At 64.7% G+C, this 19651-nt stretch carries 17 protein-coding genes; 9 read left to right on the forward strand and 8 right to left on the reverse strand.

The features are described from left to right. The first annotated feature begins 838 nt into the window (after positions 1-838). Positions 839-3301 (forward strand): putative bifunctional diguanylate cyclase/phosphodiesterase, encoded by a 2463-nt coding sequence (locus XH87_RS06135; protein ID WP_271586527.1) that lies wholly within the window; start codon positions 839-841, stop codon positions 3299-3301. Here XH87_RS06135 and XH87_RS06140 read toward each other — a convergent pair. The 3 genes from XH87_RS06140 to thrS all read right to left on the reverse strand — a co-directional run bounded on the left by XH87_RS06140 (position 3287) and on the right by thrS (position 7318). Continuing rightward, the gene (locus tag XH87_RS06140) at positions 3287-4555 is read right to left on the reverse strand and encodes a serine hydrolase domain-containing protein (RefSeq protein ID WP_271586528.1); all 1269 of its coding nucleotides are present in this window, start codon (positions 4553-4555) and stop codon (positions 3287-3289) included. The genes XH87_RS06135 and XH87_RS06140 overlap by 15 nt on opposite strands. A gap of 63 nt (positions 4556-4618) precedes the next feature. Continuing rightward, positions 4619-5182, reverse strand: a complete 564-nt coding sequence (locus XH87_RS06145; protein WP_271586529.1) for a nitroreductase family protein — start codon at positions 5180-5182, stop codon at positions 4619-4621. Positions 5183-5275: 93 nt separating this feature from the next. After that, positions 5276-7318, reverse strand: coding sequence for a threonine--tRNA ligase (gene thrS, locus XH87_RS06150; protein WP_271586530.1), 2043 nt, complete (start codon positions 7316-7318; stop codon positions 5276-5278). 186 nt (positions 7319-7504) lie between these two features. Between thrS and XH87_RS06155 the strand changes: the two genes are divergently transcribed. Together XH87_RS06155 and XH87_RS06160 are read left to right on the forward strand one after the other, a co-directional pair. Continuing rightward, entirely contained in the window at positions 7505-8677 is a 1173-nt protein-coding gene (locus XH87_RS06155) for an MFS transporter (protein ID WP_271586531.1), read from the forward strand. A gap of 89 nt (positions 8678-8766) precedes the next feature. Beyond that, positions 8767-9144, forward strand: coding sequence for a hypothetical protein (locus tag XH87_RS06160; RefSeq protein WP_271586532.1), 378 nt, complete (start codon positions 8767-8769; stop codon positions 9142-9144). A 43-nt stretch (positions 9145-9187) separates the two neighbouring features. On the opposite strand, the gene XH87_RS06165 is transcribed toward XH87_RS06160, so the two are convergent. After that, a complete protein-coding gene (locus XH87_RS06165) occupies positions 9188-10513 on the reverse strand; it encodes an alpha/beta hydrolase (protein ID WP_271586533.1) in 1326 nt (441 codons plus the stop codon). Positions 10514-10842: 329 nt separating this feature from the next. On the opposite strand from XH87_RS06165, the gene XH87_RS06170 reads away from it, so the two are divergent. Beyond that, on the forward strand, positions 10843-12210 hold the full coding sequence (locus tag XH87_RS06170) for an APC family permease (protein ID WP_271586534.1): 1368 nt from the start codon (positions 10843-10845) through the stop codon (positions 12208-12210). Between the two features lie 2 nt (positions 12211-12212). After that, positions 12213-13427, forward strand: a complete 1215-nt coding sequence (locus XH87_RS06175; RefSeq protein WP_271586535.1) for a hypothetical protein — start codon at positions 12213-12215, stop codon at positions 13425-13427. A 21-nt stretch (positions 13428-13448) separates the two neighbouring features. On the opposite strand, the gene XH87_RS06180 is transcribed toward XH87_RS06175, so the two are convergent. Continuing rightward, the gene (locus tag XH87_RS06180; RefSeq protein WP_271586536.1) at positions 13449-14006 is read right to left on the reverse strand and encodes a helix-turn-helix domain-containing protein; all 558 of its coding nucleotides are present in this window, start codon (positions 14004-14006) and stop codon (positions 13449-13451) included. Positions 14007-14360: 354 nt separating this feature from the next. Here XH87_RS06180 and XH87_RS06185 point away from each other — a divergent pair, with 354 nt between their 5' ends. The 3 genes from XH87_RS06185 to XH87_RS06195 are packed head-to-tail and all read left to right on the forward strand — an operon-like array spanning position 14361 to position 17199. Next, positions 14361-15674, forward strand: a complete 1314-nt coding sequence (locus XH87_RS06185; RefSeq protein WP_271586537.1) for an MFS transporter — start codon at positions 14361-14363, stop codon at positions 15672-15674. A 50-nt stretch (positions 15675-15724) separates the two neighbouring features. Continuing rightward, on the forward strand, positions 15725-16246 hold the full coding sequence (locus tag XH87_RS06190; protein WP_271586538.1) for an MOSC domain-containing protein: 522 nt from the start codon (positions 15725-15727) through the stop codon (positions 16244-16246). After that, positions 16243-17199, forward strand: coding sequence for a PDR/VanB family oxidoreductase (locus XH87_RS06195; RefSeq protein ID WP_271586539.1), 957 nt, complete (start codon positions 16243-16245; stop codon positions 17197-17199). The genes XH87_RS06190 and XH87_RS06195 overlap by 4 nt, the downstream gene beginning before the upstream one ends. Before the next feature lies 1 nt (position 17200). Here XH87_RS06195 and XH87_RS06200 read toward each other — a convergent pair whose 3' ends face one another. Beyond that, positions 17201-17407, reverse strand: a complete 207-nt coding sequence (locus tag XH87_RS06200) for a hypothetical protein (RefSeq protein ID WP_035701777.1) — start codon at positions 17405-17407, stop codon at positions 17201-17203. Between the two features lie 92 nt (positions 17408-17499). Beyond that, positions 17500-17838, reverse strand: a complete 339-nt coding sequence (gene yidD / locus XH87_RS06205; RefSeq protein ID WP_158670613.1) for a membrane protein insertion efficiency factor YidD — start codon at positions 17836-17838, stop codon at positions 17500-17502. Positions 17839-18086: 248 nt separating this feature from the next. Between yidD and XH87_RS06210 the strand changes: the two genes are divergently transcribed. Next, a complete protein-coding gene (locus tag XH87_RS06210; RefSeq protein WP_035701770.1) occupies positions 18087-18986 on the forward strand; it encodes a hypothetical protein in 900 nt (299 codons plus the stop codon). Positions 18987-19126: 140 nt separating this feature from the next. Here XH87_RS06210 and XH87_RS06215 read toward each other — a convergent pair whose 3' ends face one another. Then, positions 19127-19594, reverse strand: coding sequence for an iron-sulfur cluster assembly scaffold protein (locus XH87_RS06215; protein ID WP_035701767.1), 468 nt, complete (start codon positions 19592-19594; stop codon positions 19127-19129). Positions 19595-19651: the final 57 nt, after the last annotated feature.

The raw sequence follows: 19651 nt of genomic DNA on the forward strand, positions 1-19651 counted from the left end.
GGCCTCGCGCGGACGACCGGTGTGACGTGCGTACGGCAAAATCGTGTGGTCCTGACGCCCGGGGTCTGTGCGTCAAGTCTTGCGGAGATGTGTGTTGCCCGACCGGGCGAGCGCATCAGTGATCCGCGAGGCGACGGGGGCAATAGTGCATCGCTCCCCGGGGAGAGCACGACATAAGCCGTAAAACCACTGCGCAGGGAAGGCCGATTGCTTGGCTACACCTGTATGCCGCTGTGCAGATTCTTGTTGCCACCTTTCGCACAGTGGACCGTGGGTGCCCGGCCGGCATCCGGTCTTCCCTGCGCCCTTTTCATTTCAGAGGGTGAAGAGATGAAGCAAAGCTCGGGCGAGATGAGCCGCGAGGATGTGAAAGTGTGTCTGCGACGACGATGCGAATTTGAAAGAGCGACGCCGCCGCTTCTTGCTCCGTCATTTGCGCGCGCAGCGAAGCAATCCAGAGTCCCTCCGCGGTGGGATTCTGGATTGCTTCGCTGCGCTCGCAATGACGAACGTTGAAACAGTTGCGTGCAAATTCCCCTCTCGCGCCCCGGACGCAGCGCAGCGCCTCTCGGCGATGCGCTGCAGAGCCGGGGCCCATGCTTCAGCGAGCTGTGCGGCCCGCTGGTCCCGGCTCTGCGCCGCACCGCTTGCGCGCTGCATCGCGCCCGGGACACGCGAGCATCGCCTTTGCACGATCGTCATAGTCTCTAAGGCCCACTAACCAACACCTGACTTAAAACTGTCATAATCGCTGAATGGAACCCGCGCCCGCGCGCTTTTTACATCTCGTTAAGCGCGCCTGCATTGGATGCGCCGGCGAAGTGCGTTGGGGACTGCCATGAATGCCGCGAAGAGGGTGTCGGGAAAACCGGCCACGGAAATGTTTGACGACATCCCGGTGCTTCAGCGCAAGTGGCGTGCGGCGTTGAAGCCGGGCGAGCGGCTGCCGCGCTATGAGGACGTGATGCTCGGCAGCCTCGGACGGCTCGCCGACCACATCGCTCTGCTGAAGAACGACGGCGCGCTGGAATTGTCGCGCAGCGGGCGTTACGTGCAGAAATGGCTCGGCGAGGAACGCTGGGACATTCCCGTCACCGAGCTGTCGCCCGATTGTGCCATGGCGCTGTCGGAAGCAGCGGCGAGCGCGCTTGCGACCGGACGGCCGCACCAGGCGAGCGCGCATTGCGTGCGCGACGGCATGGTCAGGACCTACGACGTGCTGGCGCTGCCGACGTCCTCGCGTTGGGGCGCGACGCTGGTCGGCGCCTATGTCAACGAGTGCGGCGCGCAATACAATCTCCTCGACGCAATCTTTTCCTCGACCGACGACGCGGTGGTTTCCCTGGCAACGCTGCGCGATGCCGGCGGCAAGCCGTTCGATCTTCAGGTCGTGCATCACAACAAGAGCGCGGGCGGGCTGCTGAAGGTTGCGAGCGGAAGCCTGTTGTGGCGGCGGATCGGCGAGGGCAGCACGCTGCTGGCCTCGCCCGAGGTGATGGAATTCCTGCTCAAGGCCGTCTCGGGCGGCCGCGGCGAGCAGCTCGAGATCGAGAGCGAGGGACGCTACCTCAGGCTCAGCGCCACCGCCTTCGCCGACGTGGTTTCGCTGACGATCTCCGATGTCACCGCGCTCAAGCGGCGCGATGCCTCGTTCCGCCTGCTGTTCGACAATAACCCGATGCCGATGTGGGTGTTCGACGCGCAGACCAAGGCGTTCCTCAGCGTCAACGACGCCGCGGTCCAGCATTACGGCTACAGCCGCGCCACCTTCCTGCGCATGAAGCTGCACGAGATCTGGCCGGAGGACGAGTGGGACAGCCACGCCGAGGCGCTGGAGCGCCTTGGCGACGCCTATCACTCCTCGCGCAACTGGCGGCATCTGCGCGCCGACGGCAGCGAAATCGAGGTGCTCACCTTCGGCCGCCGTGTCGCCTTCGACGATCGCGACGGCTACCTGGTGGCAGTAGTCGACATCACCGAACGGCGCAAGGCCGAGGCCCGCATCGCCCACATGGCGCATCATGACGGGCTCACCGACCTGCCGAACCGCGAACACTTCCAGGAGCGCCTGAAGCAGGCGCTGGATCAGGCCGGGGGGAAACGGGTCGGCGTGCTCTACATCGATCTCGACCTGTTCAAGAACATCAACGATTCCTTTGGCCATCCGGTGGGCGACCGCTTGTTGAAGCAGGTCGCCGAGCGCCTGACCACCGCGGTCCGCGGCGCCAATCTCGCGGCGCGGCTCGGCGGCGACGAGTTCGCCGTCATCTTGGCCGCCGACGTCTCGCCGAACGAGGCCAGCGCCTGCGCGTCCTTGCTGATCGACATGGTGAAGGCGCCGTATGATCTCGATGGGCAGGAAATGGTGATCGGCGCCAGCATCGGCATCGCGCTGTCGCCGGGCGACGGCACGACGCCTGAAGAGTTGATGCGCAATGCCGACATGGCGCTGTACCGGGCGAAGTCCGACGGCGGTGGCGTGCACCACTTCTTCGAGCGAGAGATGGACCTCCAGGCGCAGAGGCGCCGTGACATGGAGCTCGATCTGCGTCGCGCGTTCGCCAATGGCGAGTTCGAGCTGCACTACCAGCCGCTGGTGACGATCGCCTCCGACCGCATCTCCGGCTTCGAGTCGCTGCTGCGCTGGCGTCACCCGGACAAGGGCATGATCTCTCCGGCGGAGTTCATCCCTGTTGCCGAGGACATCGGCCTCATCACCCAGTTAGGGGAGTGGGTGCTGCGCAAAGCCTGCGCCGAGGCCGTCAAATGGCCTGCCGACGTCAAGGTCGCGGTCAATCTGTCACCGGCGCAATTCCGCAGCCGCAATCTGGTTCAGGTCGTGATTTCGGCCTTGGCGCAGTCCGGACTGTCGCCGAAGCGGCTCGAACTGGAAATCACCGAGTCGATCTTCCTGGCCGAGACCGATGCCAATCTCGCGATCCTGCATCAGTTGCGCGAGCTCGGTGTCGGCATTTCCATGGACGATTTCGGCACCGGCTATTCCAGCCTGAGCTATCTCCGCAGCTTTCCCTTCGACAAGATCAAGATCGACCGCTCCTTCGTCAAGGATCTGGCGCAGCGGCCCGACTGCGGCGCCATCGTGCGCGCGATCTCCGGGCTCGGCCGCAGCCTCAACATCACCACGACCGCGGAGGGCGTCGAGACCGAGGATCAGCTCGACTGGCTGCGCGCCGAAGGCTGCAACGAGGTGCAGGGATTTCTGTTCAGCGCCGCGCGGCCCGCGGCCGAGATCGCGAAGCTGCTTGCCGATTTCGGTCAGCGCGCCTCACGGGCGGCGTAGTGCGGGCGGGTAGCAGTCATAGACCAGCGCCTTGAACGCGGGTGTGATGCGGCCGCGCTCGTTCTGGGTCTGCTGCATCATGAGGTAGACCATGTCGAGCTTGGGATCGACGCCGAAATAGGTGCCGCTGCCGGAGTCCCATTTCAATTCGCCGAGCGAGCCCGGCGGCGGCGGTTTCGCGTTGCCGGGATCGGTCCGCACCGCAAGGCCGTAGCCATAGCCGAAGCCGTCGCCCGGGAAATAGAAATAGTCGCGTCCGACGCCGGAGCCCGGTCCGATGTGATCGGTCGTCATGGCCTTGAACGCGGCCGGGCTGAGGTAGCGCCTGCCGGCGAACTCGCCGCCGTTGAGCAGCATCTGCGAGAAGCGTTGATAGTCGGTGATGGTCGAGAGCAGGCCGCCGCCGCCGGATTGCCATTCGGGATGGTCGAGGCGCTCGCGTTCGCCGGCAAGCAGGATGAAGTCGTTCGGCAGCGGCCGCGCCATCCGCTCACGCTCGTCCTCGCTCGCGAGCACGAATTTGGTGCTGTTCATGCCGAGCGGGTCGAAGATGCGTTGTTTCAGGAATTGATACAGCGTCTGGCCCGAGACGATCTCGATGATGCCGCCGAGCACGTCGGTGGAATGGCCGTAGCGCCACAGTGTTCCAGGTTGCCGCGCCAGCGGCAGTTCGGCGATGCGATCGGCGAACTGCCTGTTGTTGAAGTGACCCTTGAAAATGTTGGCCATCCTGTAGGCGTGCTCGACCCACTCGCTGCCGATGTAATCGTAACTGATGCCCGAAGTATGCCGCAGCAGATCCTCGATGTTGACGGGGCGGTCCGGTGGGTCGAGGTCCAGCTCGACCACGCCGCCGGGCAGGGTCACCTCGCGGCCCACCTTGGTCCCGGCGAACAGCGGGACGTATTTCGACACCGGGTCGGTCAGCGCCAGCTTGCCATCGTCGATCAGCATCATCGCGCCAAGGCACGTGATCGGCTTGGTCATGGAGTGGATGGCGAAGATCGTGTCCGGCGTCATGGCGAGGCCGGTCCTGGTGTCGCGCACGCCGAAGGTCTTCAGATAGACCGGCTTGCCGTGTTGCTGGACGAGGATCACCGCGCCCGGCAACCGGCCGCTCGTCACCTCGTTGTCGAAATACGCCGTGATGCGGTCGAGCCCGTCGGACGAGGGGGCCGGAATATCGGCAGCTCGGCTTTTCGCCATCGAGCTGGCGAGCATTGCGGCCCCGACGAGAAATTCACGCCGTCGCATCCGAGCTTCCTCCCTCGCCGGGAGCTAAGCCGTGCAACGTTCGAGCCGTCAACAAGACATCGATCAAAAGCGCGTCACGATTTCCGAAAGGCACGGTCGCGGTCGGTCCTCGCTCGGTTTGGTCGGCGTACCGACATGGATGAGGCCGGCGAGCTTTTCGTCCGGCTTGAGGCCGAGCCCATCAAGCACGTCGCGATCGAAGGCGAACCAGCCGGTCAGCCAGCAGGCGCCGTAGCCGAGTGCGGTGGCGGCCGTGACGATGTTCATGGCGCTGGCGCCTGCCGACAATTCCTGCTCGAACGCCGGCACCTTCGGATGCGGCCTGGTGAAGCTGACGATGCCGATCACCAATGGCGCATCGGTGAGGCGCTTGCGCTCGATCTCGACGTCGGCCGCCGGCGCGCCCGGATTCTTCCGGGCGAAGACCCTCGCGATCACCTCGCCGGCACGCTGGCGGGCATCGCCCTCGAAGACGATGAAGCGCCAGGGCGCGAGCTTGCCGTGATCGGGCACGCGCGCGCCGATGGTGAGGATGGTTTCGAGCTCGGCCGGCGAGGGGCCGGGCCCGGTCATGTCGCGCGGCTTGACCGAGCGGCGGGTCTTCAGGAGTTCGATGGCGTCGGGCACTGCGATATCCTCTTCAAATGGTCGGCGGGCGTGCCATGCCGAGATAGGCACGCACGCCCGCAACCGGAAGCGAATTTAGATCGGTTTCAGGGATCAGACGCCGCCGTGCGCCCGCCGGACATCCGGCGGGGTCGCCTCGTCGACGAGGGCGGCGATCGCCTCGGCCGTCGTCATCACCTTCTGGCCGTCGCTGCCGAGGCGGCGAACCGAGACCGAATGCGTCTCGGCTTCCTTCTTGCCGACCACGAGCAGCGCCGGGATCTTGGCCAGCGAGTGCTCGCGGACCTTGTAGTTGATCTTCTCGTTGCGCAGGTCGATCTCGACCCGAAGTCCCGCACGCCGCGCCTGCTCCAGCACCACCTTGGCGTATTCGTCGCCTTCCGAGGTGATGGTCGTGACCACCGCCTGCACCGGCGAGAGCCAGAGTGGGAAGTTGCCGGCATAGTGCTCGATCAGGATGCCGATATAACGCTCCATCGAACCGCAGATCGCGCGATGCACCATCACCGGCGGCTTCTTGCCGCCGTCATGGTCGATGTAGAACGCACCGAACCGCTCCGGCAAATTGAAGTCCACCTGCGTGGTGCCGCACTGCCAGTCGCGGCCGATGGCGTCGCGCAGAACGTATTCGAACTTCGGCCCGTAGAACGCGCCTTCGCCGGGATTGATCTCGGTCTTGATGTGATTGTTCTGCGACTGGATCTCGCGCAGCACGGTGGCCATCACCCGCTCGGCGTGATCCCACATCGCATCGGTGCCGACACGTTTTTCCGGCCGGGTCGACAGCTTCACCGTGAGATCGCCGGTGAAGCCGAAATCCGCATAGGTCGACAGGATGAGATCGTTGATCTTCAGGCACTCGTCGGCGAGCTGGTCCTCGGTGCAGAAGATGTGCGCGTCGTCCTGGGTGAAGCCGCGCACGCGCATCAGGCCGTGCATGGCTCCGGACGGCTCGTAGCGATGCACCACGCCGAACTCGGCGAGGCGCAGCGGCAGGTCGCGATAGCTCTTCAGACCGTGCTTGAAGATCTGCACGTGACCGGGGCAGTTCATCGGCTTCAGCGCGAACCAGCGCTTGTCCTCGGCCTCGTCGCCGGCCGACTGCGCCGCGAACATGTTCTCGCGGTACCAGCCCCAATGGCCCGAGGTCTCCCACAGCACCTTGTCGAGGATCTGCGGCGCGTTGACCTCGCTGTAGTCGCCGGTCAGCCGGCGGCGCATATAGGCGATCAGCTGCTGGAAGATGGTCCAGCCCTTCGGATGCCAGAACACGACGCCCGGACCTTCCTCCTGGAAATGGAAGAGGTCGAGCTCGCGCCCGAGCTTGCGGTGGTCGCGCTTCTCGGCTTCCTCGATCTGCTTGAGGTAAGCGTCCAGATCCTCTTGTTTGGCGAACGCCGTGCCGTAGATGCGGGTCAGCATCGGGTTGTTGCTGTCGCCGCGCCAATAGGCGCCGGCCACCTTCATCAATTTGAAGGCATTGCCGACCTTGCCGGTCGAGGTCATGTGCGGGCCGCGGCACAGATCGAACCAGTCGCCCTGGTAGTAGATCTTGATCGGCTCACTGCCGGGAATGGCGTCGACCAGCTCGACCTTGAACGCCTCGCCCTTGTCGCGGAACACCTGCCTGGTCTTTTCGCGATCCCAAACCTCCTTCGTGAAGGGTTTGTCGCGCGCGATGATCTCGCGCATCTTCTTCTCGATCGCGGCAAAATCTTCCGGCGTGAACGGCTCGTTGCGGAAGAAGTCGTAGTAGAATCCGTTCTCGATCACGGGACCGATGGTGACCTGGGTGCCCGGCCACAGCGTCTGCACGGCCTCCGCCAGCACGTGCGCGCAATCGTGGCGGATCAATTCGAGCGCGCGCGGATCGTCGCGATTGACGAGTTCGATCCTGGCGTCGGCCTCGATCGGATCGTTGAGATCGGCGAGCGCGCCGTCGAGCGCCATCGCAACCGTGCGCTTGGCCAGCGACGGCGAGATGCCCTTGGCGATATCGAGGCCGGTGATGCCCTTGTCGAACTGGCGCTGGGCGCCGTCGGGAAAGGTGAGGGTGACTTTGGGAGCGGGGGTCACGGGCTTGAGATTGGAGAGGCTGTACTGGAAGCCGGACTCGGATTTGGGCTGGTCGGTCATTGCTTTTCTCCTGAGGCTCACTCCTGCGAACGAGCGCAGGTAAGCGGGAACGAGCGATATATCAGGCGATTCGGCCTGCGCAATCCGGCAAATCCAAGAAAGTGGCGCGCAAAAGCCGGGGCGGAGCTCGAACTATTTGGCCTCGTGCCCTTTAACTTGCCGCAGGCCTGCTCTAGATGCAGTTGCATGGAAAATCCGCCCGCCGCCGGCCGTTTCGCGCCAACTGCCCTGATGCTCGGCAATCTCGTCACTGGCTGCTCGGTGCTGGCGCCGGCGGGCATGCTGCCGGAATTGGCGACGGGGCTTGACGTCAGCATTCATGCGGCCGGCCTCCTGATCACTTTCGGCGCCGTCATACTGTGTATCGGCTCGCCGCTGACGGCCTGGCTCACCAGCCGCATCGAGCGGCGGACGCTGCTTGCGACAGCGCTGGCGGTGCTCGCCGCCGGCAATCTCGCCTCGGCCTTCGCGCCCGACTACACCGGCCTCCTTGTCATTCGCCTCGTGATGCTCGCGGTCGGCGCGCTCTATACGCCGCAGGCCGCCGGCACGGCGGCGCTGATCGTGCCCGCGGAGCGGCGCGGCAGCACCATTGCGTACATTTTCCTCGGATGGTCGTTGGCAGCCGCCGTCGGCCTGCCGCTGATCACCTTCATAGCCAGCCGCTATGGCTGGCGCGCGGCCTATGGCGGGATCGGTGCGCTCGGCTGCGTCAGTTTTCTGCTGTTGCTGCTGCGTCTGCCGGCGGGCCTGAAGGGCGCGCCGGTGGATCTGAAGACATGGGCGGCAGTCGGCCGGAGCAGGACGATCCTGCTGCTGCTTGCGATCACGATGCTGCAAATGTCGGGGCAGTTCGTCGTGTTCACCTACATGGGTCCGCTGCTCAACAAGCTCACCGGCGCCGGTCCCGATGCGATCGGCATGGTGTTCGCGCTCTACGGCGTCTGCGGCTTCCTTGGTGTCGTCATCGCGACCCGCATCGTCGACGCCTCGGGGCCCTATCGCACCTCGCTGCTGTTCACCTGCCTGCTGCTTGCCGGGATTGCCGGCTGGGCGCTCGGCGCCGGCTCGCTCGTCCTGATGGCGGGCGCGGTCGCGACCTGGGGCCTTGGCTTCGCCTCGACCAATTCGATGCAGCAGGTGCGGCTGGTCGCGGCTGCGCCGCCGCTGGCATCGGCGACCGTCGCACTCAATACGTCCGTCCTCTATATCGGACAGGCGGTCGGCTCCGCCGTCGGCGGGCTGCTGTTTGCCCGCGAGCTCCTGCGCACCCTCGGCTTCGTCGCGGTCGGTTTCGTCGTGCTGGCGCTGATCCTGGTGGTCCTGACCCGACCCCGTCCGATCGCCGCTACGGCCTGACTCCCGCGCTGGTGTGCGCAAGGTGCTTGGCAAACCGCGCGCGAGGGCGCTAGAAGGCCGGTCATGGGGACCAAAGAGAGTTGACTGAGATGAGGATGATTCTGGCGGTTGCCGCGGTGCTCTATTCAGCCTCCGCATTTGCGCAAACCGAGAAGCCACCGATGGTCGGGGACAAGCCGCTGGTCCAGGTCAAGCCCAAGGGGGCGAAAGAGGCTGCGGCCAAGCCCGCCGCGGCGGCGAAGGGCAAGCCGCAGTCGATTGCCGTCCGGCTCCAGGCCTGCCTCGAGATCGACGACGGCACCAAGGATCGCCTCAACTGCTACGACGCCGTGATCCCGCCGGCGCCGAAGCCGAAGCCGGCGAAGGCCAAGGGCTACGCCGATTGCCGGTTCTTCAAGGAAGAGGACGAGCGGCTGGCCTGCTTCAACGGCTTTGCCGAGAGCATTCCGAAGCTCCCCAAGAACTGATACCCGCCAGGCTCAGTCGCCGATCGAGCTGAGTAATATCGGCCTAACGGCTCGACGCGGATGGATTGGTGGCGGCGACGCGCGTGAGGGCGAGCGACGGCGTTGCCGACATCTTCACCAGCACGTCCTTGAGCGGATCCCGCGTCCAGGCGCGTGTCACGTAGTCGCGATGGGTGATCCCATCGCCGGTCTCCACGAACACCACACTGCCGGGACGGAGCGGCCCGTCGATGTCCTCGGAGACGCCGATGCCCTTCTCCCGCAGCATGCCCATCAGCTCGCGGTCGCGCCGCGCCGTGTAGCGGGTGTAGGAGCTGACGAAGAAGCCGGAACGGTGGCTCTCGATCCACGAGGCGAACTTGTCCATTTCGCCGTAGACGGCGTCGAGCAGCACCACGCCTCGGACGCGGTCGCTGATGCCGCCGACCTCCAGGCTCCAGGCCGTCGGCAGGAAGCCGCCACTGTAGCCGACGATCACGATCGGCATGTTGGCGAAAGCGCGCGCACTTTTGGGATCGCCGGTGATGCGGGCGAGATGGTCGGCCGATTCCGCCATGAAGCGCTTGAAGCCGCCCGGTTGCCAGAACTTGCCGGCGCTGGAATCGGCGGCATCGACCGCCATTTGCGGTGCAAGGAGCACGGCATTGGCGCCGGAATCGGTGATCTGCCTGGGCACCAGCTGGCGGTCGCGTACGTCGCGTTCGAGCGTCGCGCCATTGCCGTGGAAGAACACCACGATCACGCCCGGCTTGCGCACGTCGAAATGCTCGGGCACGTGCACCAGCACGCGGCTGTCGCTGTAGGTCTCGTCCTGCCAGTAGACGCGCCCCGAATAGCTGCGGTGGCCGCGGCGGTCGCCCTTGGAGATGTTGAGGAAGGGGGCGTCGGAGGCGGGGTTGTTGCCGAAATAGGGAAAGGCCGACGACTTCATGCTGACGAGCGTCGTCAGATCCTCACGGGGCGGCCGCTTGTAGGGGACTTGCGGCTCGAGCGAGGCCACCTTGTAGGGCGCTTGCTCCGGCTGAGGCGGCTGCTGCACGGCGCGCTTGGGCGAGAAGTCCGACATCTGCCGTTGCAGGAAGCTCTCGCTCGCCGAAGGGAAGCGCTCCCTGAATTGCGGGGCAGGGAAGCGATCCTCGAACGTGTCGCCGCTTGCCACCCGTGCATTGGTCTTGGCGACGACCTGCACGTTGGCCTGAGAGTTCGCCGCGAGCGTCGCCGGATCGGGTGCCCCGCCGCATTGAGCCAACGTCAGCGACAACGGCACCAGGGCTGAGATCAAGCCGAGCCGGAGCGCGCGACCGTGCCGACCGGACGGCGTCCGGTCGGCACGGGTGTCAGCTCTCAGTCTCGGAACGGCCCCGAACATCCACCCATGACCCCAAGCCACGACATCAAGTCCGTCGGCACATCTTTAAGACAATTGAGCCGACTGGCGTTTAGGCGACGTTAAGCGTCCGGAGAAACTTCCCCACATCCGGAACGCTCAAAAAGGACCATGCAATCGTGTCCTGATTGTGGGGAAGGGCAGCGGTAATTCAGGGCAGATCCAGCGTCATTCTTCAAAAGGGTGCCCGGACGGTGTTTCGTTACCCCGCTTTCGTTGCCTCATTTAACCCTTGTTAACCCTGCTTGAATTGACTGGGCCAAACTGCACGATGGGCCCACGAGGCGAGACGCCTGAGGTTAAGGACCCCGATGACGGCATCAGATGCGGGAACCGCAGCCTGGACTGGTCGGCTGACCGGGAGCGGGGCCGGGGTCTCCGTTCCGGTCGCAACCGCCATCGTCGTGGCCGACATGATCGGGGTCGGCGTCTTCACCAGCCTCGGCTTCCAGGTCAAGGACATCCCGTCGGGCTTCTCGATCCTGCTGCTCTGGACGGTCGGCGGCATCGTCGCGCTGTGCGGGGTGTTCGCGTACAGCGAATTGGGCGCGATGTTTCCGCGCTCGAGCGGCGAGTACAATTTCCTCGGCCGCGCCTATCATCCGGCCTTCGGCTTTCTCGCCGGCTGGGTGTCCGCCACGGTCGGTTTCGCGGCACCGGTCGCGCTCGCCGCGATGGCGTTCGGCGAATACGCCAAATCGGTCGTGCCCGATCTGCCGCCGATCCCGCTTGCCATCGGCGTAGTATGGCTGGTCTCGCTCGTGCAACTGACTGGCGTCCGGCACTCCTCGACCTTCCAGCTGATCTCGACCATCCTGAAGGTCGTGCTGATCGTCGCCTTCCTGGTCGCCGGCTTCGTCATCGGCGTGCCGCAGCCGATCGCCTTCACGCCGCAGCCGGGCGATCTCGCGCACATCGTCAGCGCGCCGTTCGCGATCGGCCTCGTCTTCGTGATGTATTCGTTCTCGGGCTGGAATGCCGCGACCTACATTATCGGCGAGATGAGCACGCCGCAGCAGAGCCTGCCGCGTGCGCTGCTCGCGGGCACGCTGATCGTGCTCGTGCTGTACGTCGCCCTCAATGCGGTCTTTCTCTATTCCACGCCGGTGAGTTCGCTTGCCGGCCAGCTCGACGTCGCCAGCGTCGCCGGCAGCGCCATCTTCGGCGACCTCGGCGGCCGGATCGTCGGCGCCATGATTTGCGTCGGCCTGATCTCCTCGATCAGTGCAATGATGTGGATCGGGCCGCGCGTGATGATGACGATGGGCGAGGACATTGCGGCCCTGCGCGTGTTTTCGAAGCGCTCGGTGAGCGGCGCGCCGGCCTATGCCGTCCTGCTCCAGCTCGCCATCGCCAACCTGCTGTTGTTCACGCGCAGCTTCGAGGCGGTGCTCGACTTCATCCAGTTCGCGCTGTTGTTCTGCTCGTTCTTCACGGTCGCCGGCGTCATCAAGCTGCGCATCACCGATCCCGACCTGTCGCGGCCCTATCGCGCCTGGGGATACCCGTTCACGCCGCTCGTTTTCCTGCTCGTGACAGGGTTCATGATGTATTACCTCTTGACCGAGCGGCCGGTGCAGTCGCTGTCGGGGATGCTCGTCATGCTCTCGGGCTTGTTGATCTATGCCGTCTTCCGCAGGCGGCCGGCCGCCGCTGCCGATTCACCGTATCGCGAATAGACATGCTCCGACCCCTGAGAATTGCGGCCGTCGCTCTCGCCCTCCTGGCCGCGGCCGTCTCGTGCGTGCGCGCCGCCGAGGTCACTTTCGACGATACTGCGCGCTTTCTTGCGGGCATGCAGCCTTCGGCGGACTCGCCGCTGGTGCCGCTCACCAAGGACCCGGGCTGGCAGCGTCACGCAAAATTCTTCGACGGTGCTTTCGCTCAGCTCGAGCAGCACCAGCTCTCGAAGATCCGCAGCTGGGTCGACGTCAATCTGGCCGCGCCGCGGCCGACCATGTTCTACATGTTCAGCGGCCCGGATTTCCTCTACGCCAACGCCTTCTATCCCAAGGCCAGCACCTACGTGCTCGGCGCGCTCGAGCCGGTCGGCGCGGTGCCGGACCTGACACGGCTCCCGCGCGGCTCGGTGAGCGCCGCGCTCTACAATGTCGAGCGCTCGCTCGGCTCGATCCTGAGCTTCTCCTTCTTCATCACCAAGCAGATGAAGGTCGACCTGCATACCAACCAGGTCAACGGCACCTTGCCGATCCTCTATGTCTTCCTCGCGCGCTCCGGCAAGACCATCCGCAATGTCGAGACGGTCGCGCTCGACGACAGGGGCGGGATGCACGCGGCTGGCGACAATCCGGGACGAAACGCAACGCGCGGCGTCCGCATCACCTTTGCGGGCAGCGATGGGGAAGCGCGCACGCTGTATTATTTCTCGACCGATCTATCCAATTCCGGCGCGCGCGCAGCAGGCTTCCTGAAGTTCTGCGAGACGCTCGGACCCGGCAACAGCCTGCTCAAGAGTGCCTCCTATCTGTTGCACTCCGGCAATTTCTCCGTCGTGCGCGACTGGCTGCTTGCCAACAGTGCCACCATCATCCAGGACGATTCCGGCATTCCGCTCGCAAACTACAGTGCCCGGCAATGGCGGTTCTTCCCATTCGGCCGCTATCTCGGGCCGATCGACGAATTTCCCGGCCGCTACCAGCAGCGCTACGCCGAATTGTTCACGCGCGCCCAGCCGATCGATTTCGGCGTCGGCTATCGCTGGCGGATGCACGAATCGAACTTGCTGCTGTCGGTGAAGGTGCCGGGCAGCGAGACCGCGCCGGCTGCGGAGACCACTTCGGCCGCGGAGCCGGCGCCAAGGCCGCCACGCCCGAAGCGGCTGCGGCCGCCGGAGTCGATCCCACCGTCACAGGGACGCTTCTTCTGGTTCCGGTAGGCTATTTGCCGACGCCGGGCGTCAGGAAGTCTGGGCCACGACGACCAGCACTTCGGCCTTCTGCCGGCCGAGGCTCCTGACCTCGTGTGGCGTCTCGCCTGAAAAATACAGGCAATCCCCCCTTCCGAGGACGAGCTCTTCGCCATCGAGCTTGATCGCGATCCTGCCGTTGATGACGAACAGCAGCTCCTCGCCCGCATGCGAGGCGCGCGTGGCCGCCTTGTGCGGCGGGCTCAGCAGAAAAGGCTCCATCATCTTGCGGGTGCGACCGGTCGCCAGCGGGACCACGCCAAACGTGTCCTGGAACAGCGGCACATTGCCGTCCTGGCGGCGGAACAGCGTGTAGCGCGGCGCCGGCTCGGCGTTCGGGTCGAAGAAGTTGGCGACATTGACCTCGAGCGCGGCGGCCATCCGCAGCAGGGCTGCGAGGGAGGGAATCTTGAGGTTGCGCTCGACCAGCGAGATGTAGCCGCGGGTGAGGTCGCTTTGCTTCGCAAGCTGGTCCAGCGTCAGGCCCTTGGCGATCCGCGCCTGGCGGATGTTGGCCCCGACCGCTGTCGCTTTGCTGACGTCAAGCACGCATGAGTCTCCCGTACTGCTGAAGCTGTTTTGCAACAGATGGCGCCAGACTGCCAGCCCGGCGGCCGGCAAGGCCCGCGCCGGTGGCCCGCAAACGTATTCCATTGGAAAACTTATGAGCAGAAATTTCGAGCAATGGCGCGGATAATATGAGCAGTTGAATTGGTATAACGCCAAAAATCGCTGAATTTGAGTGCAAATTGTCCGCCGTGCCGCGATCGTCGGCATTTGCCGCGTTCCGCGGCGTTGATTTCTCACAGTAAACATGATCGATTTTTACCGTCGCGGCTGCCGATGGGCGCCGCGACCGAACCAACTGCTTTTCCCAGGCGCCGGTACCTTTTGGAGAGATCGATGACCGTAGCAGACGACGTAACCCTGAACGTAGCGCCGGACGAGGCGGCGAGCTTGCGACGGATCGTGTGGTCGAGCGTGATCGGCACCGCGGTCGAATGGTACGACTTCCTCATCTATGGCACGGCGACCGCGCTGGTGTTCAACAAGGTCTTCTTCGCCGCCGGCAACCCCGCGCTCGCTACCATTGCGGCCTTCGGCACTTACGCCATCGGATTTCTGGCGCGGCCGCTCGGAGCTGCGATCTTTGGCCATTACGGCGACCGGGTCGGCCGCAAGGCGATGCTCGCGATCACGATCATGGTGATGGGCATCGGCACCTTCCTGATCGGCCTGCTTCCGACCTACCAGCAGATTGGCATTGCCGCGCCGCTGCTGCTGATCGGATTGCGCTTTCTCCAGGGTATCGGCCTCGGCGGCGAATGGGGCGGCGCCGTGCTGATGGTGGTCGAGAATTGCCCGACGCGCCGCCGCGGCCTGCTCGGCAGCATGGTGCAGGTCGGCAATCCCATTGGCAATCTCGCCGCGATCGGCATGTTCGCGCTGGTGGCGAGCCTGCCGGAGAGCGAGTTCATGGCTTACGGCTGGCGCATCCCCTTCCTGGTCTCGATCTTCCTGGTCGGCGTCGGGCTCTACATCCGCCTCAACATGGAGGAGACCGCCGCCTTCCGTCAGGTCCAGGCCAGGAAGGAAGTCGCAAGCCTGCCACTGCTCGAGATCTTCAGGCATCACCGCCGGCCGTTCTTCACCGCGGTCGGTCTGAAGATCTCCGAGATCGCCTATGCCAGCATCGGTGGTGTGTTCGTGATGTCCTATGCCACCGCCAATCTCGGCCTGCCGCGCGCGGTGGTGCTGAATGGGGCGTTCGCCGCATCGCTGGTCGCGCTGCTCGCTATCCCGCTGTTCGGCTGGCTGTCCGACCTGGTCGGCCGCAAGACGATGTTCCATGCGAGCTGCCTGTTCTCGGCGCTGTTTGCCTTCCCGTTGTTCTGGCTGCTCGACACCCGCGATCCGGCCATCGTCGTCTGCACCATCGTGGTCGCGATTACCTTCGGTCAGATGGTCATGTTCGGCATCGGCGCGCCCTGGTACTCCGAGCTTTTCACTGCGCGGCTGCGTTACAGCGGTGCTTCGCTCGGGTTCCAGGTCGGTGCGGCCCTGAGCGGCGGGTTGACGCCGCTGATTGCAGCCTCTCTGATGGCCTGGAGCGGCGGCGCAACCTGGCCGGTCTCGCTGCTGCTCGTCGCCTGCGCCGCCATCACCGCGATCGCGACCTCGTTCGCGCCGGAGATGGCGAACAAGGAACTGACCTGATCCCGTGGCGCCGCTGCCGGCGGCGCCACGACTTCTCACAAGGATTTGTCATGCTTGATACGATCAGCGCCGGTGCGGCGCAGGGCGCAGCACAGCTCGGGTGGACCGGCGTCGTGCGCTTCCTCCATCTCGTCCCACGCGCATTCCTGCCGATGCGCGCAGCCGAGACCATTACCCTCGTAGCCGGGAAAGGAATCGAGGGCGACCGCTACATGATCGGCAAGGAAGAGGGGTTTTACTCGCACAAGCCGGAAGAGGGCCGGCAGGTCACCCTGTTCGAACTCGAGACGCTGGTTGCGCTGAAGCGCGACGCCGGGATTGATCTCGGCCCGGAAGAGCATCGGCGTAACGTCACGGTGGAAGGCGTGCCGCTGAATCATCTCGTCGGCCGCCGCTTCTGGCTGGGCGAGACCCTGCTGGAAGCGACGCGGCTGTCGGTGCCGTGCCGGCACATCGAGGAGATCACCGGCAAGGCAATCTTCGATCCCCTGATCAATCGCTCCGGCCTCAACTGCAAGATCCTGCAAGGCGGCATCGTCAGGATCGGTGATACCGTGCGGAATGCGGCATGAGCGCGCGCCCGATCACGACGGTCAAGACGGTCGTTGCCGGCATCGAGGAGGCGGGGGCAGGCATCAAACTGTTCACGCTGGCCGATCCCGACCGGTGGGAACTGCCGTCGTTCAAACCCGGCGCGCATATCGATCTGCATGTGCCGAACGGACTGGTCCGCACCTATTCGCTGTGCAACGAGCCCGCGGATAACGCGCGCTATGTCATCGCGGTCAAGCGCGAAGCTGATGGACGCGGCGGTTCGCGGGCGCTGCACGACGAAATCGGCATCGGCGATGTCATCGGCGTGACGTTGCCACGCGGCGGACTTGAGCCCCAGGCTCGAATCGCGCGCTACGTGTTCCTGGCTGGCGGCATCGGCGTGACGCCGTTCTTGTCCATGGCGCGGCATCTCGAACGAACCAAGCAGGCCGACTTCACGCTGCATCTGATCGTGCGTGAGGAGGTGCCGCTCGCCGCCCATCTCGTCTCGCTGGTCGATAGGGGGCGCATCATCGTGCACCGGACGTCCCGGAACGGGCGTCCCGATCTCGCAGCGCTCGTCGGAGAGGGCGGATCGGAGACGATGGTCGCCTGCTGCGGTCCGGAAAGTATGATCGACGATTTCGAGCGGGTGACTGCAGCGTGGCCTGCGGCGAGCGTCCATATCGAGCGGTTCGTCGCACCTGCGCCGGTCATCGATCCCGACGCCAAACCCTTCACACTGTCACTGGCGCGCTCGGGCGCCGAGATCGAAGTGCGCGCCGGCCAGACCATGCTGGCCGCTTTGCAGGAGGGAGGCATCGAGATCGCGACCTCCTGCTGCGGCGGCATCTGCGGCGCCTGCAAGGTCGGATGGATCGAAGGCAAGCCAGTTCACCGCGACCGCGTCCTGTCGCCCTATGAACGCGAGCGCTATCTCATGGTTTGCGTGGCGGGCTCGGACGCCGAGCGGCTGGTGCTGGACCTCTGAACTACCAATGAACGCTCTGGCTCGGCACGATGAACGTCGTCGTGCTTGGCTGTGTCGCAAAGCTGCGCGCCAGATACCAGCCTGAGCCGAGGACAAGTGCGAGCAGCGCGATGATGGCGAGCAGGTCGATGGTTCTGGGATCGTGTTCCCTGTGACCGAAATTCGGACCAGGCCTGAAGTGAAAGCGAGGGCTGATTTTCCAGCGCATTGTTGTTTCCTCCCGTGGGAGCATCAAAACAACGCGAGCGGAAAGTGCCGGTTCCGATCAGGGCAGCGATGTGCGAAGCACCGCAGCAAACGTCAGGATGCATTGACGCCGCGCCAGCGGCCGTAGCGCCAGGGCAGATACCAGCGTGCGCCTTGCGGCGCGGTGAGGGGCACGTTGTCGATGCCGGACGTGCCGAAGGGGTTGCAGCGGAGCAGGCGCGCGAGCGTCATCCAGCCGCCGGCCCAGAGCCCGAACCGTTCGATCGCCTCGTCGCCATAGACGGAGCAGGTCGGCAAATGCCGGCAGTTGTAACCGACCAAGGGCGACAGCGTATGGCGATAGAGCCAGATCAGCGCGCGGCCGAATCTGCGCGGCAGCCGGAGCACACCCTCGATTGAACTGGAACAATGTCCGCAGGCTGAATGCTTCATGTGCGCTTTGTCGCGACCTTGAGCGCGGTGTTGCACGGTTCCGGGGCAGGGAACCGTAAGTTGTTGTTTTCGGGCCATATTTTGCGTGCTTTTTGGGAGCAGTGCAGCAAGTACCTATGGACGAACTGTATTCGCCCGGATACCATTTTTGTGACGTCCATGTGTAGACTGATCGGACGCGAAACGGGGCTTGCCTGGATCGGCTTTGGCTTAGTGCTTGGGGCTTGGGGCTTGGGGAAGGGACCAGTTTGAAACTTCTGACGTTGCTTAATCTTCGCGGCTGGCTGCTGGTGGGAACCGCCGTCTGTGGAGTCGCGCTGGCTGGCGCCGTCGCGACATGCGGGTCGTCGGCCCGGGCAGGTGCTGCACTGGAAGAGCGCAAGCTGCCGATGAAATTCAGCTGGGTCGCATGCGAGCCGAACTGCCGCGGCTGGGTCAGCGCAGTCGGCATCATCACGGCGGATACGCCCAAGGAATTCGAAGAGTTTTCGCGCGGACGCCAGCTCGGCGGCGCCACCGTGGTGCTCGATTCCAGCGGCGGTTCCGTCAATGACGCAATCACGCTCGGCCGCCGCTTCCGCAATCTCGGGCTTTTGACCACGGTCGGCGTAAGCCTGCGCGGCGGGCAGTCGGCTCGCCCGGCGGTCGCGCCGGAGGCCTATTGCGAATCCATGTGCGTGTTCCTTCTGCTGGCCGGCAAGAAGCGCTACGTGCCGGAGGCCGCCCATGTCCGCGTCCATCAGATCTGGATGGGCGACCGGGCCGACGATGCCAAGGCAGCGAGCTACAGCGCGCAGGATCTGACGATCGTGGAGCGCGACATCGGCCGTCTCGCCAAATACACTTTCGACATGGGCGGCGCCGGCGATTTGCTGTCCCTCGCGCTCAGTGTTCCACCCTGGGAAGACCTGCACGAGCTCGACGCCGGCGAACTCAAGCTCACCAATCTGGTCACGACCGACCTTGTGGCTGATGTGCTCCCGCATGTGGACATCTCAGCGCCGGCAATGGCGGAGCTCGCACCGAAGTCGCAGGCCAGGTTCGGTGCGGAACCGGAGCAGGCGCAGCCTGCCAAATCGACCAGGACGGCGGAAGCCCTGGTGCCGACGGGTAGCGTGGCCACGCCGGCTACGGCAACGCAGAAGTAAGCTCTTAAATTCTGGCAGTCATTCCGGGGGGCGCGTAGCGCGAACTATGGTGCGCAATTGCGCACCTGAGAATCTCGCGGTGCAGTCTCGGGATTCCGGGTTCGATGCTGCGCATCGCCCCGGAATGACGGAGAGGGGTTTCAGCCCTGCGCCGCGGCCGGCTGCTTGGGCTCGGCCTTGGCCTTGGCCTCGATCTGGCCGATGGCATCAACCACGGCATCGAAGGTCAAAAGCGTCGAGGCATGGCGCGCCTTGTAGTCGCGGACTGGCTCGAGGAATTTGATCTCCTCCCATTTGCCTTCAGGAGGCGCACCATTCTCCTTCAGCATCTTGCGAACAGTTTCGCGTAACTCACGGAGTTCGCTCGCAGTCGAGCCGACGATCCGACTTGCCATGATGGATGAAGAGGCTTGGCCCAAGGCGCACGCCTTCACGTCATGCGCGAAGTCGGTGACGGTATCTCCGCTCATCTTGAGATCGACCTTCACGGTCGAGCCGCACAGCTTTGAGTGGGCAGTGGCGGAGGCATCGGGGTCCGACAGCCGCCCGAGGCGGGGAATATTCCCGGCCAGCTCGATGATCCGCTTGTTATAAATGTCGTTCAGCATGTGAAGGAGTCCAACACTTCGGCGCCGGATCGGCCTTGGCGGGCGCCAGCCACGGTC

Origin of the sequence: Bradyrhizobium sp. CCBAU 53415 (assembly GCF_028128735.1) — a bacterium.
Taxonomy (GTDB): domain Bacteria; phylum Pseudomonadota; class Alphaproteobacteria; order Rhizobiales; family Xanthobacteraceae; genus Bradyrhizobium.

Excerpts from the sequence above, each read along its gene's own strand:
- XH87_RS06135 (WP_271586527.1), top strand. The coding sequence starts at position 839 with ATGAATGCCGCGAAGAGGGTGTCGGGAAAACCGGCCACGGAAATGTTT.
- XH87_RS06140 (WP_271586528.1), bottom strand. The coding sequence starts at position 4,555 with ATGCGACGGCGTGAATTTCTCGTCGGGGCCGCAATGCTCGCCAGCTCG.
- thrS (WP_271586530.1), bottom strand. The coding sequence starts at position 7,318 with ATGACCGACCAGCCCAAATCCGAGTCCGGCTTCCAGTACAGCCTCTCC.
- XH87_RS06155 (WP_271586531.1), top strand. The coding sequence starts at position 7,505 with ATGGAAAATCCGCCCGCCGCCGGCCGTTTCGCGCCAACTGCCCTGATG.
- XH87_RS06160 (WP_271586532.1), top strand. The coding sequence starts at position 8,767 with ATGAGGATGATTCTGGCGGTTGCCGCGGTGCTCTATTCAGCCTCCGCA.
- XH87_RS06165 (WP_271586533.1), bottom strand. The coding sequence starts at position 10,513 with ATGTTCGGGGCCGTTCCGAGACTGAGAGCTGACACCCGTGCCGACCGG.
- XH87_RS06170 (WP_271586534.1), top strand. The coding sequence starts at position 10,843 with ATGACGGCATCAGATGCGGGAACCGCAGCCTGGACTGGTCGGCTGACC.
- XH87_RS06175 (WP_271586535.1), top strand. The coding sequence starts at position 12,213 with ATGCTCCGACCCCTGAGAATTGCGGCCGTCGCTCTCGCCCTCCTGGCC.
- XH87_RS06185 (WP_271586537.1), top strand. The coding sequence starts at position 14,361 with ATGACCGTAGCAGACGACGTAACCCTGAACGTAGCGCCGGACGAGGCG.
- XH87_RS06190 (WP_271586538.1), top strand. The coding sequence starts at position 15,725 with ATGCTTGATACGATCAGCGCCGGTGCGGCGCAGGGCGCAGCACAGCTC.
- XH87_RS06195 (WP_271586539.1), top strand. The coding sequence starts at position 16,243 with ATGAGCGCGCGCCCGATCACGACGGTCAAGACGGTCGTTGCCGGCATC.
- XH87_RS06200 (WP_035701777.1), bottom strand. The coding sequence starts at position 17,407 with ATGCGCTGGAAAATCAGCCCTCGCTTTCACTTCAGGCCTGGTCCGAAT.
- yidD (WP_158670613.1), bottom strand. The coding sequence starts at position 17,838 with ATGAAGCATTCAGCCTGCGGACATTGTTCCAGTTCAATCGAGGGTGTG.
- XH87_RS06215 (WP_035701767.1), bottom strand. The coding sequence starts at position 19,594 with ATGCTGAACGACATTTATAACAAGCGGATCATCGAGCTGGCCGGGAAT.